We start from the raw sequence: 17797 nt of genomic DNA on the forward strand, positions 1-17797 counted from the left end.
TTGATTAATCTTATCATAATATGTAATAAATCCCCAAAAATTTTGTCGATATCTTGATATTTTAACAAATAATTTAATCCTTCTACATTTCATGGACGTTTGAAAACTCCCGGATTAAAAATAAAAAGCTGTCCGGAGCATTTCCGGACAGCTTGACAAAGGAAGCAAAGGACTAATACAAGTTATCCTTCCTCCAATTTGTGACCTTTAACTTTTTATTTTTGCCATACTTCTTCTTCGTCTAATAGAACACCCACCAGACCGGTTTGTAGCTGCTATTATCTGTTACTTAAGCGTCCACCGATTAAGCGGAGGATTTTGCTTTTCTTAGCGGGATAAGACTTGCTTGATTTTATCTATCGCCCAGTCAAGCTCTTCCTGGTTAATAACAAGTGGCGGTGCAAAACGGATGGTATTTTCATGCGTTTCCTTACATAATACACCGACTTCTTTTAAAGCTTCACAGAAAGAACGAACCGGCTTGTTAAATTCTACTCCGATAAATAAACCACGAGCACGAACTTCTTGTAGTTCTGGATTATTAATTTCCTTTAATGCATTGGCAAAGTATTCTCCCAGTTCAAGTGATTTTTCAGCAAGTTTTTCTTCCTCAATCACATCGATTGCTGCCAACGACACGGCACAAGCCAATGGATTTCCTCCGAATGTTGAACCATGAGACCCGGGTGTGAAGACATCCATAATAGCTTTGTTCGCTGCAATCGCGGACACTGGCATCACACCGCCACCTAGTGCTTTACCCATCACATAGATATCCGGAACGACATTTTCCCAATCACAGGCAAACATTTTCCCCGTACGTGCAAAGCCGGTTTGCACCTCGTCAGCAATGAATAGAACATTGTTTTCTGTACAGATGTCACGAACTTCTTTTAAAAATCCTTCAGGCGGAATGATGATGCCGGCTTCTCCTTGAATTGGTTCAACAATAACTGCAGCGGTATTTGGCGTAATTGCTTCCCGAATTGCATCAGCATTGCCATATGCTACCTTGTTTATTCCAGGGATAAATGGACCATAGTTTTTGGTTGCATCTGGGTCATTGGATAAAGAAATGGCATGTAATGTCCGACCATGAAAATTCCCGTTCGCCGCGATAACTTCGGCTTTATTATCCTCTACACCCTTGACCTCATATGCCCAGCGACGAGCTGCTTTGATTGCTGTTTCAACTGCTTCCACGCCTGTATTCATTGGTAAAACCTTGTCTTTTCCAGTCAATTCCGCAACCCGTTTTGTCCATGGCCCAAGCAATTCATTATGGAATGCTCGGGAGGTTAACGTCACTTTATCTGCTTGGTCTTTTAATGCTTGAATAATTTTCGGATGACGATGACCTTGGTTTACAGCGGAGTAACAACTTAACATATCCATATACTTGTTGCCCTCAGGGTCTTTTACCCAAACACCTTCAGCTTCCGAAATAACGATGGGAAGTGGATGGTAGTTGTGTGCACCATATTGCTCAGTTTGTTTGATGATATCTGCTGATTTGACAGTTGTTTGCGTCATCATTTCTCCTCCTTGAAAATCTTGTTTCCGATTTGTAGCGAAAAGGAATCACTATTATATATGCAAATCTCATGCCAAGTTTTCCGGGAGTGTTTTTTATATCATTTTACCTTCCAATTAGTATCATATCAACGTTCATTGGTTTGCTTACCGACTTTTATTCCACCCACTGCAATAATGGATGTGCAATAATATTTTGCAGTTACTGTATACGGGTGCCATTTCATTTTGCACTTTTGCTTGTATTTTATTAAACTATAGATTAGGATAATACGTTTGGGGATGACGAATCATGCGGGATAAGCAATCAATTGACATGAACAAATTGTATGAGCGGTTAATCAATGAAGTAGATGTTGGTATTCACGTGATTAATCAACAAGGTAAAACCATTGTCTATAATAAAAAAATGATGGAAATTGAATCCATGGCAAGTGATGATGTATTAAACAAAAACCTGCTGGATGTCTTTCAGTTTCACGACAAACAACGGAGTACACTCGTAAATGCGTTAAAGACTGGTAAAGTTACAAGGCAGGTAAAACAAACATATTTCAATAATAAGGGAAAAGAAATCACGACCATTAATGATACGTTTCCGATCGAGCAACATGGTGAAATAATTGCCGCAGTCGAAATCGCTAAAGACGTGACACAACTGGAAAGAATGATCAAAGAAAACGTGCTCCGTAAACAAAATAGCAAATTTACGTTTGACCAGATTATCGGAGAAAGTGAACCAATGCAGGCAATCATTGAAGAAGCAAAGCGGGCAACGAGAACATCGTCATCGGTGTTAATTATTGGCGACACTGGAACAGGAAAGGAACTATTTGCCCAAAGCATCCACAATGGCAGTCATCGTTCAAGCGGACCGTTTATTTCACAAAACTGTGCTGCGATCCCTGATAGTCTAATGGAAGGATTGTTGTTTGGTACCAAAAAGGGTGCCTTTACCGGTGCAGTCGACAGGCCAGGCTTATTTGAACAAGCGGATGGCGGAACACTGCTTTTGGATGAGATTAATTCACTGGCCCCGGCACTACAGGCAAAGTTATTACGGGTGATCCAGGAGAAAACAATTCGGCGTGTTGGTGATATGCATGATAAAAAAATTGACGTACGGATTATTGCCACAATGAATGAGGATCCGATTGATGCTGTCAATCAGAACCGTTTACGTCGGGATTTGTATTATCGATTGAGTGTCGTCACTCTATTGATTCCGCCGCTTCGCGAACGAAAAGACGACATTTGGCTGTTAATTGACCATTTTATCAATAAGTATAATGCGTTGTTTCAAATGAATATAAAAAAGGTCAGTAACGCTGCCAAAACTATGCTTTATCAACATGACTGGCCCGGTAATGTCCGGGAATTAGAACATACGATTGAAGGAACGATGAATTTGATTATGGACGAAGATGTCATTAATGTGCATAATCTGCCTGTAAGTTTTCGGAAAAGATACCCTCGTGACGAAAAGCAAGCAAAACCAATTGTCATTGGTACAGGCGATTTGGCTAACAGTGAGGAGATAAAACCATTAAGTAAAAAAATGGATGAGGTAGAAAAGGCATACGTCCAACGGGCTTTGGCCGAAAATAACGATAACGTTTCCCAAGCTGCAAAAAAACTTGGCATCAGTAGACAGAGTTTGCAATATCGGATGAGGAAGTATGGAATTTAATTGTTTGGACTAAACAGGTGGGAAAATTTCACCTGTTTTTTCTAAAAATCACCAAAAATGCGATAAACTAATAATTGACAATTCATACACCTTGTCATAATATTAACTTTAATAAATTTGCAATAATTATTCATGTTGTGGGGGATGAAGTTGTGCAAAAACAAATAAATTTTTGGTGGTCTTTGATACCGCTTACAGTTATGGTTGTCGCAATGATTTTAAGTGTTGTCATCTTTGAACAGGATCCACATATACCGTTAGCCATCGGTACTGCTGTTGCTGCCTTGGTTGCTTGGAAGTTTGGTTATAAGTGGAAACAACTAGAAGAAATGATGTACAAAGGAATCAAGCTAGCGTTACCGGCTGTTATTATCATTATGCTAGTAGGGATCACCATTGGCGCCTGGATTGGTGGCGGTATTGTTGCGACAATGGTTTATTATGGATTGGAAATTATCTCGCCATCTATCTTTCTAGTTACGATCGTGGTTATCTGTGGTATTGTTTCACTTGCCATTGGTAGCTCTTGGGCGACGATGGGGACCATTGGAGTGGCAGGGATGGGGATTGGTCTCAGTATGGGAATCCCTGCAGCAATGGTTGCCGGTGCAGTTATCTCGGGAGCCTATTTTGGTGATAAAATGTCGCCACTATCTGATACGACGAACTTGGCATCTGGATTAACGCATACAAACTTATTTGATCATATTAAGCACATGTTTTATACGACAATCCCCGCTTTGATTATTGCCCTGATCGCTTTCGGCTTTCTTGGAAAAAACTTTGGTGCGAATAAAATTAATTCCGCCGACATTCAGCAAACGCTTGTTGATTTGCAGAACAATTTTGTGATTTCGCCTTACCTGTTGATTGTTCCGCTGTTGGTTATTGTATTAGTAGCTATGAAGGTGCCTGCTGTTCCTGCCCTTGCTGTCGGGATTGTGTTCGGCTTTTTATCACAAATTGTAGTGCAAGGGGAATCGATCGCAAGTGCTTTGGGCGCATTACAAAGCGGATATGTATTGGAATCGTCAAACGAGCTGGTTAATGAATTATTTAATCGCGGGGGACTTCTCTCTATGATGGACACGGTAGCCATGACCATTGTCGCGATGACATTTGGCGGTATACTTGAATTTTCCGGTATGCTAAAATCGATTATGGATCAATTGATGAAACTGGTAAAATCAACAGGTTCTTTAATTGCTTCAACGATCGGTGCTTGTTTTCTGACCAATGCAACGTGCTCGGAACAATATATTTCTATCATTGTTCCAGCGCGAATGTTCTCCAAAACATATACTGCAAAAGGATTACATTCGAAAAACTTGTCACGTTCATTAGAAGATGGTGGAACATTAACGTCGGTATTTGTGCCTTGGAATACGTGTGGTGTTTTTATTTACGGAACTTTGGGAGTGCACGCATTTGCTTATGCACCATACGCCATTCTGAATTATACTGTACCACTTGTTGCCTTAGTGCTTGCCTATACTGGTTTTTCGATTGTTAAAATTTCCAAAGAAGAAAAGGAAAAAATGCTTGTTTTGCATGAAAATTCAAATGACGAACAAGCTGTAATTTAGATATGTGTCGATGGAAGGAAGATTGGGTGATGGATGAAATGGTAGCTGAATATAGAGACAAAGAAATAGCAAATGGTACACTAAGCGGTGGGTATGCCTATACGATTCGATATTTAACAATGGAGGACCTGCCACAGGTTAAATGGTTGCAAGATAAAGCTAAAAATAAATTTCTACAACTTTTGACTGATGAAGAATTTACGTTCATTTTAAACGGCAATGGTTTTATGATTGGAGTGTTTGTAGAGGAAAAGTTAATCGCTTTCCGCGCCATGCTGATCCCGGAATTGGATGAGGAACATCTTGGCATCGATATTGGACTGAAACAAGAGGATTTGCCTAAAGTGATGTATTCTGAGGTATCATGTGTTGATCCGGCATTTCGTGGTAATCATCTGCAAACAATGATGGGTGAATTATGTTTTGAACGGGTAGATACGGAAAAATTTCAGTATATCTGTACAACAGTTGCACCACATAATATCCCAAGTATTAAGGATAAACTTGCATTGGGAATGGAAATTGTTGGTCTCAAAGAAAAATACGGCGGTAAACTGCGGTATATTTTAATGAAACAACTTTCCGTCGCGGGTCAGAATTCGGATATTAATGAAGAAGTCGAAATAGAAATGGGCGATATTGCCGGACAGCAGAAATTGCTTGAAGAGGACTTTAGTGGGGTGGCTATAGCTCAAAAAGCAGGAGAATGGATGGTTTTGTATCGGAAAAAGAAGTGAGGTTCAAGTGCGGGATCATTGAAAAGAACGCGTTACTTTATTTTGTGAAGGTCCGGGCGCAAAGTTGATCGGGAACTCACAAAAGTTGATCGAGCAGGGCGCAAAGTTGATCGAGGACTCACAAAAGTTGATCGAACAGGGCACAAAGTTGATCGGGAACTCACAAAAGTTGATCGAGCAGGGCGCAAAGTTGATCGAGGACTCGCAAAAGCTGATCGAGAGCCCATGAAAGTTGATCGAGCTGGATCAGAATTGATGAGTGAGCCCATAAAAGTTGACTTCGTGGACATAAAATCCTATCAAATTGGTAGTATTTTTTTCGGTGATCTTTCACATATAAGGGAATTTTTACTTGTAACATTATTGCCGACCCCGCATATAACAATAGAAATACAAAAAACTCACGTGCTTCACGTGAGTTTTTCATTCGCTTGCTGGTCAGCAACTATACTTGCCCAACCATAAAATTTAAACCTCTTGCAAAACCGCAGAAATCAATGGATGGTTAGCTTCCAATCCACAAACAGATTCCAATGTTTGTTCGTAGCCTTTCTCACTGATCAATTGTTGTAACCTGACAGCTTCTTCGTCTTGGTCATTTTTATATTTCAGGACGGCGGCAATGGTTTTTGCCAAGAAATTTGGCTGCTTATCCGTGACCTCCATGTACATGGTAGCAGGGCGAACCAAGCGATCGTTTGGCCCCAATTTACGGATAGGTCCCCGGGCAACTCGGGTTACTTCATCTGAAATATAAGGGTTCATGAATCGCCCAATGATTTTGTCAATGTATGCTTGATGTTCATCTTTATCAAAGTGATAGGCTGCAACAAGTGCTTCTCCCGATTCGGACAGTGCACCCTCAATGATTTCTGTTACTTGCGGATCTTTCATTGCTTCATTGATCGTTGCATGACCCATCTGATGACCGATATACGCTGCTGTCGCATGGCCGGTATTTACGGTGAATAGCTTCCGTTCAATGTAAGGTTTTAGGTCTGAAACATACGTAATGCCCTCGATTTCCGGTTTTTCACCTTTGATTGCTGTTTCCTCAACCACCCACTCATAATAAGGCTCAACCGATACCATTAATAAATCCTCGTTTACTTGGTTCGGTACAATCCGATCTACGGCAGCATTAGGAAAACCAAACAGGGAATCAAATTTTGTATGTTTCGCCTCTGGTACATACGCCATCACCTTTTCCTTAAGCAAGGAACTGCCACCAACCATGTTCTCGCATGCAATCACATTTAACGGGGTTTGATTCGTTTCCAACCGCTTTTGCAACCCTTTGGCGATTAATTCCGCGATAATTGGCAAAATCGATGGGCCTACAGCGGTTGTTACAATATCCGCTTTCTCAATTGCTGCCACAACTTTTTCCGGATCTTTTACACTGTTGATTCCGGAAACATCTTTTACTGTCAACGTTTCTTTGTTCTCTGATGCGAGGGTAACTTGATAATGTTGTTTTTCATTAATCGCGTCAATGATTTCACTGTTTACATCAATAAACGCGGTATGGTAATTTGCTTGGTGTAAAAGAGCGCCAATAAAGCCACGCCCAATGTTTCCGGCTCCGAAATGTACAGCTAACATTTAGTTCACCTCATTAAACAGATCTAAAATTTCTTCTTTGGATTGAGCGTCCAGGATTTTTTGAATGTTTTCTTCCTCGGAACAAACAATCGCAATTTTTGACAGGATTTCCAAATGTTCGTCTCCTTTGCCGGCAATGCCGATTAATACTTTTACGATATTTCCCTTGCCAAAATCAACACCATCCGGTACCGTTACGATTGTTAACCCCGTTTCTTTCACTTCACTTTTAGCATCCTCAGTGCCATGTGGAATGGCAACATAATTTCCCATGTATGTGGAAGTTACTTCTTCGCGTTCAAACATCTTGTCAATATACGTTGGTTCAACATACCCGTTTTTCACAAGTATTTCACCTGTGTGACGGATTGCTTCTTCTTTGTCTGCCAGTTTTACATTTAATTCAATATTGTCTTTACTTAATACTTCTTTTGCCATCGTTCATACGCTCCTTATCAATACTCTGTTTACGTATTAAAAAAATCCCTTTTGCATGTATAATACAGTTCTGGAAGGAATCTACGTTTAAAGCAAATTTTTCTCCTTTAAAAATAACTCCATTTGCTTTTCCAAGAAGGCTCTAATTCGTGCTTCATTTCCCGACTGAAACAAACGAGCATTTGCCGGTCCTTGTATGAGCAAACTGCTTAAATAACTGAAAACATCCAGCGTTTCTTTTGGTGAATCATCACGGGCAAGCATTAGCAGCAAGCTATTGGCCTTCATTTGCTTGCCATCCATACCTTGAACTGAAATTGGCTGGTCCAGGCTATGGATTGTAAAACTTGGGCGTAAAACCTGGTTCGAACGGGTATGAAGCAGAACCATGGATGTGGATGGAATCCCTAGTCCACCTTTCTTTTCCCGTTCCAGCAATGTCGAAATTAACGTATCCTTGTCATGAATGAGTTGTTTGGTCGCCAAATTGGTACAAATCCATTCTAACACGGCATTCATTGATTGTTTTTCCGTCATTTGCTTTACATAAAATGAAGCGAGCAGCTCTAAGATAGTGGATGCGTATAGCTTCATGGATTCCAACCGTAGAAGAAAATCAGTATGTTTCATTTCCTCCGATTTGGTGGGTTTCTTGCTTACATTGGATACAAGATTTTTCTCACGTATGCGTCTTCGGATTCGATGCACTTCTGATTTTCTCAAGATCGGCGATGTTAGAATATAGTCGTGCTTAAATCCTTCCAACGGTATAGTTGAAACAATCAAATCGTATTGATCCGGGTCAATACTTGGTAAATCAAACATAGAAACATTTGTCACGTGCTTAATTTCCCGGAATTGCTGGGCCAGGTTTGAAGCCAGTATTTTTGCCGTGCCAATCCCGCTGGAACAAATCACTAATGCACTTAACTCTTTTGCCTCATGCATTAGCGCAGCAGCAAAATGAAGTACCAGATATCCAATTTCATCATCTGGAAAGACCATTTTCGGAAAAACCTCATTGGTCGCTTCCTGAATCAATTGAAATAAATCCAGATAATCCCGTCTAATTTCGTCCAGCAGGGGATTCGTAATATTCATTCCTTGCTTTAACCGATAGATAGTTGGTTTTAGATGAGCGGCCAAATCATTTCGCAAAGCAATATTTCCCGTTAAATCCACATCCAGCTTGTTGCCAACATACTGGATTAATTTTTCGATGTTGTACACGATATCGATATTTGTATCTTCCAGCAAAAAATGCTGATCTTCCCGTAATTTTGCTCCCATTAAATGCATGGTAATATATCCAATTTCATCGTCGGGAATGTCCATGGAAAGAGATATCGCCAAATCCTCAATCATATCTTTGGCAATCTGATATTCTTTTGTTCCTTCCATTTGTTTCAAGAATTCCTTGTCAAACTGAATTTTATCCCCTTTTTTCAAGCGTTCCATGGCTAAAGCAAGATGAACAACCAACCCAATGTAGGCACTGTCTGCCAATTCATGTGGCAATTCTTTTCTTGCCTTCTCGACCCGCTGTTCAATCAGGCTTAAAGTTCCCGGATTCACCAGTCCCAACAATCGATGGGAAATAGTATTCAGCTCCGGTTTTGCCTGTTTTTGCATGTTTTCCTTGACTAGGTTGACGAATGTAAATGGATCAACATGCTTGGAAATTAGATTACTGATGGCTACCCGTTTGTTTGCCTCACTACCCTTGAGTTCCACACCATATCCACGTTTTCGGACGATACCAAGATGGAAGTCTTTTAGCATTTGCTCCAACTGGTCGAGATCATTGCTAATCGTGGCGACTGTTACATGTAAATCAATAGCAAGCGTGATTAACTTGATTGGCTCCTTTGCACCAAGCAAGGATGCCAGAATAATCGTCCGGCGTTCTTTAGGTGTAAAATCTGTCGCGGTCATTTGCGATAGTGTTTGCACCAATTGTTCCTTATCATCCTCGTCTCCAATGATTCGAAGCCCAATGCCAGCTTTTTTAACAAGCTCCAATCGATGGCCAAATAACACTTTTTCGATACTTTTCAGGTCCCGGTGAATCGTACGTGGAGCCACATCCAACTGATCCGCGATTTCTTTGACTGTCATTCCTTCTTCCTTATTTAATAAAAGTTCGATTACCTTACGTGCACGACCGGTAATATACATGGGTTCATCCCCTTTTAAGACACGGTGGGTGGGTCCATTGTATCATCGGCAAAACTCGGGATCAGCGTATTGACTAAGAGACAATACGAACTGATCCCATATTTATTTCAGTCGTTCAACCAACTCGTCATATTTTGGGCTATTTAAGAAATTATCTACAGAAATATGCTCGGCGGTTGGCAGTTTTTCCTTCGCCCGCTCTGTCAGATCTTTATGAGTGATCACGATATCTGCATCATCCGGGATCTCATTAATTGCCTTGTTCGTAACAAACACATCAATGCCAGCTTTTTTAAACTTATTTTTCAATAGGGAAGCACCCATGGCACTTGATCCCATACCAGCATCACAGGCAAAAATAACTTTGTTAACATCATCAACTGATTTTTTATTCGTATCTTGCTGGTCGGTTGATACTGTATCTTTGGATGGCTCTTTTGCCTCATTGCTGTTTTTTAAGCGATCTACGAGTTCATCGTATTTCGGGCTATTTAAGAAATTTTCCACTGAAATATGCTCGGCAGTTGGTATTTTTTCTTTTGCCCTTTCTGTCAAATCTTTATGTGTGATCACAATATCTGCCTCATCCGGGATTTCATTGATTGCCTTATTGGTAACAAATATATCTTCAATGCCCGCTTTTTTGAATTTGTTCTTCAAAAGAGAAGCACCCATTGCGCTGGATCCCATACCAGCATCACAGGCAAAAATGATTGTGTTAACATTCGTTGCTTGTTTCGTTGCGTCAACTGCTGTGCTTTCTGCTTCTGATTCCGTTTGATTGATGGCACTTGCAACCGAGCTCTTTTTCCCTTTCATATCTTCCATTTGTTCCGTTGCTTCTGACAAGTCTTTTCCTTCCGATTTACTTGTTTTCAAAATTAGCGTAGCAACCAGGAATGAAACAATGGTTGCGATCAGAACACCAGCGATTACACCAAGGTAATTCCCATGTGGTGTCAGTGCCAAAATGGAAATAATGCTTCCTGGTGATGCAGGTGCAACAAGGCCTACATGAAAGAGTGACAAGGTGAACACGCCACTAATACCGCCAGCAATTGCCGCTACAATCATAGTTGGTTTTGATAAAACGTATGGGAAGTAAATTTCATGGATCCCACCGAGAAAGTGAATAATTGCCGCGCCAGGTGCAGAGCTTTTTGACATTCCTTTTCCAAAAACGGCAAATGCTAACAAGATCCCTAATCCAGGACCAGGGTTTGCCTCCAATAGGAAGAGAATCGATTTGCCGACATCGCCTACTTGCTCCATCCCGATTGGACTTAAAATTCCGTGGTTAATAGCGTTATTCAGGAACAAAATCTTTGCCGGTTCGATAATAATATTTGCCAGTGGAAGTAACCCGGCATTGATGATTCCCTCTACTCCAGCCGCCAATATGTGATTTAATGCCCCGACAACCGGACCGATGATTTTTACCGAAAGACAAGCTAAAATAGCACCCAATATGCCGACAGAGAAGTTGTTATAAAGCATCTCAAAGCCTTGCCTGATTTTATCCTGGAGCAATCCATCAATTTTCTTCAGTAGATATCCGGCAAGCGGACCCATAATCATGGCACCAAGAAACATTGGGATATCAGCACCTACAATGACACCCATCGTGGCAATCGCACCAATAACACCACCACGGACATCATGAATCATTCGTCCACCAGTATATCCAATTAATAATGGCAATAAATAAAATTTCATCGGGTCGACCAATGCTGCCAGCGATTCATTTGGTATCCAGCCATCACCAATAAACAAAGCGGTAATTAAACCCCAGGCAATAAATGCACCAATATTAGGCATGATCATACCGCTCAAATAGCTGCCAAAGCGCTGAATCTTCGCCTTAAAGCCTTTTTTAGCCATATTTCCTCCTCCTTCTATTTTTAAAAGTATATATTAATTCTTCTTCTAACTTTATTGTAACCCCAGACAAGTATCCCTTTTCAATCCATTTTTAATGTCATTTTGTCAGGGCCGATGTTGACATTATTTAATAACAATACCAACGAAAAAGGTGATTTGAATGTTACAAATTGAGGAGGAAAAGAATGGTAAAATAGATTTATGGCTCTCCTGTGTACATGAATGGTTCATTTTAACTTTCGATAACCAAGCTTCCGCGAAATTGTATTTCCCGTATGAACAATATTTTCCACCACATAATTGAGACGTTCTTCTTCCAATTGAAAGCTGACCAACCTAACACTTACTGCCGCTTCCACCTCTTTAAAACGGTTCAGTATCGGAGCTGCTACACTGGTAATGCCCTTCATCCGTTCATTATGGCATACAGCATACCCATCTGATTTTATTTTTTTCAGTTGCTCCAAAATAGATGTTTGATTTTCCTTTGGCACAAGCTGATGGATTCGTTCTATTTTTTCATCCTCCGGCATGTAGGCAAGCATCGTCAGGTTTGCTGCTCCGATGTTCAATGGAATTCTCAAACCAAGCTGATCATGTACGCGAATGACTTGTTGTGAACAGTCAATCCGTTCCATGATAATCGATTCATTCCCAAGTGGTTTCGTTAAATAAACACTGGCTTGCAGTATTTGCATCAGATGTTCCAACTCGGGACGGATCACACTGATATAATCCATGGTATCGTACACTTTTAAACCGTATTCCAGCCAAATTGGACCAAGTTCGTATAATTTTTGGTCAGGGTCTTGTTGGATCATTCCATGTTCAATCATGGATTTTAGTATCCGATGCATGGAACTAATAGGTAATTCACATGCTTTTGCTAGTTCAGTGATAGAAAAACGTTTTGTTGGGTCGTGCGACATAAAAACATTTACAATCTTCATTGCCCGGTCAATTGCTTGCATGATAGCCCTGCCTTTACAAAATATTTTAGTTAATATTACAAAAATATTGTTAGAAAGTATACATTTATGGAAGGGTGACTTTTGAAAATATATTGACTACTTCTTTTTTGCCTCGTATAATCATACTATAATTTTCCGATGAATAAAATAAATTTCCGTTCAACAGAAAAAGAAGCCTCAAATAAATCGTTCAATCAGTTTCTGACTTTACCTTAATGTGAATGGGGGAATAAAAGATGTTCAAAAATGTAATTGTTAAAAAACCCGGAAAAAGTTATGTGAATGGATTAACCACAAGTGATTTGGGTGAACCAAATTATGATAAATTGCTAGTTCAACACGAAGCATATATCGAAGCATTAAAGCAATGTAAAGTTACCGTTAAGGAATTGCCAGCAAGCGAGGATTTTCCGGATTCAACTTTTGTGGAAGATACAGCGGTATTAACACCGGATTTCGCGGTTATTACCAATCCCGGCGCTCCATCGAGAAATGCGGAGATTCAAGAAATGGAACCAGTATTAAAGGAATTTTACACCGACATTCGCTATATAAAAGCACCAGGCACGCTGGATGGCGGGGATGTGCTACAGATTGATGATCATTTTTATATTGGTATCTCCGCTCGTACCAATGAAACAGGCGCAACGCAATTGAAGAAGATTTTGGAATCCAGGGGTTACAAAGCAACTATTGTGCCATTAAAAGAATTCTTCCATTTGAAAACGGGTGTCGCTTATCTTGGAAATAATCTAATTGTTGCAGCCAGGGAATTCATTGATCATCCGGATTTCACCCAATATGACAAGATTATTGTCTCCGATGAGAATGAGTACTCAGCGAATTGTATCCGGGTGAATGATTATGTCATTATTCCAAAAGGGTACCCCGAGACAAAAAAGCAAATGAATGATCGTGAGTACCAAACAATTGAAGTGGAGATGACAGAATTTCAAAAACATGATGGTGGTTTGAGCTGTCTGTCTTTACGTTTTTAATAGATTGCCAACATAGAAGATAATAGGGTAAATCGTTCAACTACAGATCTCCAATAGTATATACACAGTAACGAAAGGAGTACTTACATGGATAAGTTGAAAACCACAACCTATTGTAATTCGATGGTAAACCAGTTAAAACATGTTGTTATGAAACATCCCAGGGATTCTTTCATAAGTCAAGATCATTTGAATGAACAATGGAAAACATATAATTATATAGAAGAACCCAACTATCAGGAAGCACTAAATGAATACGAGGAAGTCCGGGCTATTTTGGAAAAACATGTTGATCGAATCGATTATTTACCTGTACACAATCAAACGGGCATTGATTCAATCTATGCTCATGATCCCGTAAAATTCACCAGGGATGGTGCAATCATTTTAAAATCTGGAAAAGAACGAAGACAGCCAGAAGCGGAGGCCTATAAAGAATTTTTACAGCAGCAACAAATACCAATCATCGGGGAACTCACTGGTGATGCCGTTGCTGATGGCGGGGATATTGTTTGGCTGGATGAACGCACATTAGCGGTGGGGCATGGGTATCGTACAAACGATGAGGCGATTCGTCAATTAAGAGAAATGACTGCTGATATGGTCAATGAATTTATCGTTGTTCCTCTTCCGCATGACCAAGGGGAAGAAGCGTGTTTGCATCTGATGTCGATTATCAGTATGGTTGATCATGATTTGGCGGTTGTGTATTCGCCATTGATGCCTGTGTTTTTTAGACAACGGTTACTTGCACGTGGGATCGAGTTAATTGAGGTTCCAGCACAAGAATACGAGACTTTAGGGTGTAATGTGTTAGCGCTTGCGCCAAGAATTTGTCTGATTGTAGATGGAAATGATGCTACCAAACAAAAGCTGGAAGATGTCGGTGCCACCGTTTATGCATATAAAGGGCAGGAGATATCGTATAAAGGAACCGGTGGACCGACCTGTTTGACATGTCCAGTTGTTCGTAGTAATTAAGAAAATTTTGCTGCCGGGGATGTTACTGAAACCAACTATACAAAGGGGCACGATGCTATGAGGGAAGAGCAAACAAACGATAAGTTAAAACGTTCTATGAAAAGCCGGCATTTATTCATGCTTTCGCTTGGCGGGGTAATCGGTACAGGTTTATTTTTGAATGCTGGTTACACGATTAATCAAGCAGGGGCAGGTGGGGCGATTCTGGCATATTTATTTGGCGGGTTAATTTTATACTTGGTCATGGTATGTCTTGGTGAACTCGCTGTATATATGCCTGTTACCGGTTCTTTTCAAGCATATGCTACCAGATATATTGGACCTTCCACAGGGTTTGCCCTTGGCTGGATGTATTTCGTTGGTTCAGCAGCCACGGCAGGTGTTGAATTTACTGCGGCCGGGATTATGATGCAATTTTGGTTTCCTGGTATTCCCGTATGGATTTGGTGCGCGGTTTTCATTGCTTTGTTATTTACATTAAATGCGTTAACGACACGAGGGTTCGCTGAGGCTGAATATTGGTTTGCCGGGATAAAAGTGGTCGCTGTTATTTTTGTAATCATTGTTGGAATAGCAGCCATTTTTGGTTTGATTCCTTTGTCAGATCGTGGAACGCCTTTTTTTGAAAATCTGGCGCCATCTACACTATTTCCAGCAGGGATTTCAATTGTATTTGTCACGATGATGAATGTAATCTTTTCCTATCAGGGATCGGAATTGGTCGGGATCGCAGCAGGTGAAACGGAAAATCCGGAAAAAAATATCCCTAAGGCCATTTTTAATATTATTTTTCGAATCGTAGTTTTTTATATAGGTTCGATTTTAATATTGTCAGCTATTTTTCCGTCATCAGAGTTGGGATTACTGGAAAGTCCGTTCGTTACATTACTGGAGCTTGCTAAAATTCCATTTGCGGCACATATCATGAATTTTGTTATTCTAACAGCGATTCTATCGGTTGGCAATTCGTGTTTGTATGCTTCAACACGCTTGCTTTGGTCCATGTCACATGAAGGGATGGCACCAAAAATATTCGGTAAGTTAACCAAACGAAAAGTTCCATTGAATGCATTGTTTTTTACGATAACATTCTCGTTTCTTTCATTATTAACCAGTTTCATGGCAGCCGATACAGTATTTGTTCTACTCATGTCGATTGCCGGTATTTCTGTGACGATATCATGGATGGGAATTGCGTTATCTCAATTGATGTTTCGTAAAAAATATCTCAAGGCCGGTGGAAAGGTTGAGGATCTTCGGTACAAGGTTGCTTTCTATCCGTTTATTCCATTATTTTGCTTAGGCGCTTGTTTAGTGGTTCTTATATTTCTGTTGTTTGATCCAACGCAACGAGCTGGCGTTTTATATGGTGTTGGGTTCTTAGCTGCCTGCTTATTGTTCTATCGATTTAAATTGGCCAAGAATGAAAACACCAAGGCAGACTCGAAGACAACATCGGCAAACATAAAATAAAAAAATTGTTCGAGGTGATACATCATGACAATAACCAAATGGGCAACACCTGAGTCATTACGCGATTTGCTAACTGAACTTGTCAGCTGGAAAAGCATTACCCTGTCAGAAGGTGAACGCCATTTTCCCATGAAACTGCAAACCAAACTGCAAGGGCTTGACTATTTTCAAAAACATCCAGACTATCTTGCGCTTCATGATGCTGATTTGCGCCGAACGTTTTTGACAGCGCTTTACAAACATCCTGATGCAAAGGATACGATTTGTTTGATTAGTCATTTTGATACAGTAAGCACTGAAGAATATGGAGACTTTGAAGCGCTGGCAACCCAACCGGAAGAACTGACTGAATTTTTAGTTGAGCGGGAAACAGAACTTCCTGAAGATGTACTAACAGATTTAAAGTCTGGTGATTATTTATTTGGCCGGGGAACGATGGATATGAAAATGGGATTGGTTACGCATATACATTTGCTGGAGAAAGCGAGTTTGGAAAAATGGCCAATTAACCTTTTGCTTCTGACCGTACCTGATGAAGAAGTCAATTCGTCTGGAATGCGGTGCGCCGTTCCTAAATTGTTGGAGTTGAAAAAAAGGCATGATCTCGAATATATCTTGTTTTTAAATAGTGAGCCGGTTTTCACGCAGGATCCAAATGATCAACAGCATTATCTGTATTCGGGAACAATTGGAAAAGTGTTACCAGCAGCGCTTTTCTATGGCAAAGAAACGCATGCAGGAGAGCCGTTAAGCGGGATAACGTCACCGTATATTGCTTCCTATTTGACACGGGAAATGGAGTGGAATCGCGCATTTCAAGAAACTTCCTTTGAAGAAACAACGCCGCTTCCGGTGACACTGCAGCAGCGGGATTTGCGGATGGAATACTCGACACAAACCCCATACCGATCATGCGCCTTATATAATGTTTTTGTAATGGAACAAAGCGCGTCCGAAGTTTTTGATCGTTTTGAACAAGTAGCGAATAATGCTGCTGCGAAAATAAATCAAGACTACGCAGCGATTTGCCGATCCAATCAGGTAGATCCGATTGGAGAGGTGAGGGTAATTCGTTATGAAAAACTATTGGCATATGCAACCAAAAAGTTTGGAACAGAATTTGTGGATACGGTCAAAGCAGATGTTCAATTTCATGATGAATGGGATGAGCGAGAAAAATCATTACGGATTACCGATAAATTGATGATTCAATGTCAGGAATTGGCGCCAGCTATTGTCATTTTACTTGCCCCGCCATATTATCCAGCAGTGAATTCCAGTGGGGATGAACTAGTTGAAAAATGTGTGGATTTTGTCAGACAACGCGCCAAAGAAAAGTTTAACCTTTCGATGGAACGAATCCATTATTTCAACGGTCTTTGTGATTTGAGTTACGTTTCATACAACGATTCAACAAAGGGATGGACCGCGTTTGAAAAAAATACACCTGTATGGAATGACAGTTATACGATTCCATTTACTGAAATGAAACAATTGGATGCACCGGTATTAAATATTGGACCGTTTGGAAAGGATGCACATAAACGGACAGAGCGTTTGCATATGAAAAATGCTTTTGAAGAGGTACCGGTAATTTTGGAAGAGATGATTCACATGATGCTTAAAAAAGCTAGTATGGAATAATTGACTCCCCAATGTCTTTTATCAACGTGGTATAGTAGCTCTCTGTGCAGGTAGCAGATAGAAAATGGTAATAATGAGGTGT

General features: G+C 40.4%; 13 protein-coding genes. 7 read left to right on the plus strand and 6 right to left on the minus strand.

Annotated features, from left to right (window positions below):
• Positions 1-327 precede the first annotated feature (327 nt).
• On the minus strand, positions 328-1533 hold the full coding sequence (locus O2S85_RS05170; protein ID WP_269412479.1) for an ornithine--oxo-acid transaminase: 1206 nt from the start codon (positions 1531-1533) through the stop codon (positions 328-330).
• Between the two features lie 292 nt (positions 1534-1825).
• Here O2S85_RS05170 and O2S85_RS05175 point away from each other — a divergent pair, with 292 nt between their 5' ends.
• The 3 genes from O2S85_RS05175 to O2S85_RS05185 all read left to right on the plus strand — a co-directional run bounded on the left by O2S85_RS05175 (position 1826) and on the right by O2S85_RS05185 (position 5546).
• On the plus strand, positions 1826-3223 hold the full coding sequence (locus tag O2S85_RS05175; RefSeq protein WP_269411633.1) for a sigma-54 interaction domain-containing protein: 1398 nt from the start codon (positions 1826-1828) through the stop codon (positions 3221-3223).
• A 152-nt stretch (positions 3224-3375) separates the two neighbouring features.
• Positions 3376-4809 carry a Na+/H+ antiporter NhaC gene (gene nhaC, locus O2S85_RS05180; protein WP_269411634.1) on the plus strand — a complete coding sequence of 478 codons (1434 nt, stop codon included), beginning with the start codon at positions 3376-3378 and terminating at the stop codon, positions 4807-4809.
• A 29-nt stretch (positions 4810-4838) separates the two neighbouring features.
• On the plus strand, positions 4839-5546 hold the full coding sequence (locus O2S85_RS05185) for an N-acetyltransferase (protein WP_269411635.1): 708 nt from the start codon (positions 4839-4841) through the stop codon (positions 5544-5546).
• Between the two features lie 468 nt (positions 5547-6014).
• Here the strand turns inward: O2S85_RS05185 and O2S85_RS05190 are convergent, their stop codons facing one another.
• The 5 genes from O2S85_RS05190 to O2S85_RS05210 all read right to left on the minus strand — a co-directional run bounded on the left by O2S85_RS05190 (position 6015) and on the right by O2S85_RS05210 (position 12619).
• Positions 6015-7151: a mannitol-1-phosphate 5-dehydrogenase gene (locus O2S85_RS05190; protein ID WP_269411636.1), complete on the minus strand. Its 1137-nt coding sequence runs from the start codon at positions 7149-7151 to the stop codon at positions 6015-6017.
• Entirely contained in the window at positions 7152-7589 is a 438-nt protein-coding gene (locus O2S85_RS05195; RefSeq protein WP_269411637.1) for a PTS mannitol transporter subunit IIA, read from the minus strand.
• Between the two features lie 87 nt (positions 7590-7676).
• Positions 7677-9767, minus strand: a complete 2091-nt coding sequence (locus O2S85_RS05200) for a BglG family transcription antiterminator (protein ID WP_269411638.1) — start codon at positions 9765-9767, stop codon at positions 7677-7679.
• A 102-nt stretch (positions 9768-9869) separates the two neighbouring features.
• Positions 9870-11648, minus strand: a complete 1779-nt coding sequence (locus O2S85_RS05205) for a PTS mannitol transporter subunit IIBC (protein ID WP_269411639.1) — start codon at positions 11646-11648, stop codon at positions 9870-9872.
• A gap of 227 nt (positions 11649-11875) precedes the next feature.
• The gene (locus O2S85_RS05210) at positions 11876-12619 is read right to left on the minus strand and encodes an IclR family transcriptional regulator (protein WP_269411640.1); all 744 of its coding nucleotides are present in this window, start codon (positions 12617-12619) and stop codon (positions 11876-11878) included.
• A gap of 236 nt (positions 12620-12855) precedes the next feature.
• Between O2S85_RS05210 and O2S85_RS05215 the strand changes: the two genes are divergently transcribed.
• The 4 genes from O2S85_RS05215 (at position 12856) to O2S85_RS05230 (ending at position 17715) form a co-directional block, all read left to right on the plus strand.
• Positions 12856-13617: a dimethylarginine dimethylaminohydrolase family protein gene (locus O2S85_RS05215; protein ID WP_269411641.1), complete on the plus strand. Its 762-nt coding sequence runs from the start codon at positions 12856-12858 to the stop codon at positions 13615-13617.
• Between the two features lie 87 nt (positions 13618-13704).
• Positions 13705-14598 (plus strand): dimethylarginine dimethylaminohydrolase family protein, encoded by an 894-nt coding sequence (locus O2S85_RS05220; protein WP_269411642.1) that lies wholly within the window; start codon positions 13705-13707, stop codon positions 14596-14598.
• A 57-nt stretch (positions 14599-14655) separates the two neighbouring features.
• Complete coding sequence (locus O2S85_RS05225) at positions 14656-16071, plus strand: amino acid permease (RefSeq protein ID WP_269411643.1); 1416 nt, start codon at positions 14656-14658, stop codon at positions 16069-16071.
• 24 nt (positions 16072-16095) lie between these two features.
• Positions 16096-17715, plus strand: coding sequence for a M20/M25/M40 family metallo-hydrolase (locus O2S85_RS05230; protein ID WP_269411644.1), 1620 nt, complete (start codon positions 16096-16098; stop codon positions 17713-17715).
• Positions 17716-17797: the final 82 nt, after the last annotated feature.

Origin of the sequence: Lentibacillus daqui (assembly GCF_027186265.1) — a bacterium.
Classification (GTDB): Bacteria; Bacillota; Bacilli; order Bacillales; family Amphibacillaceae; genus Lentibacillus_C; species Lentibacillus_C daqui.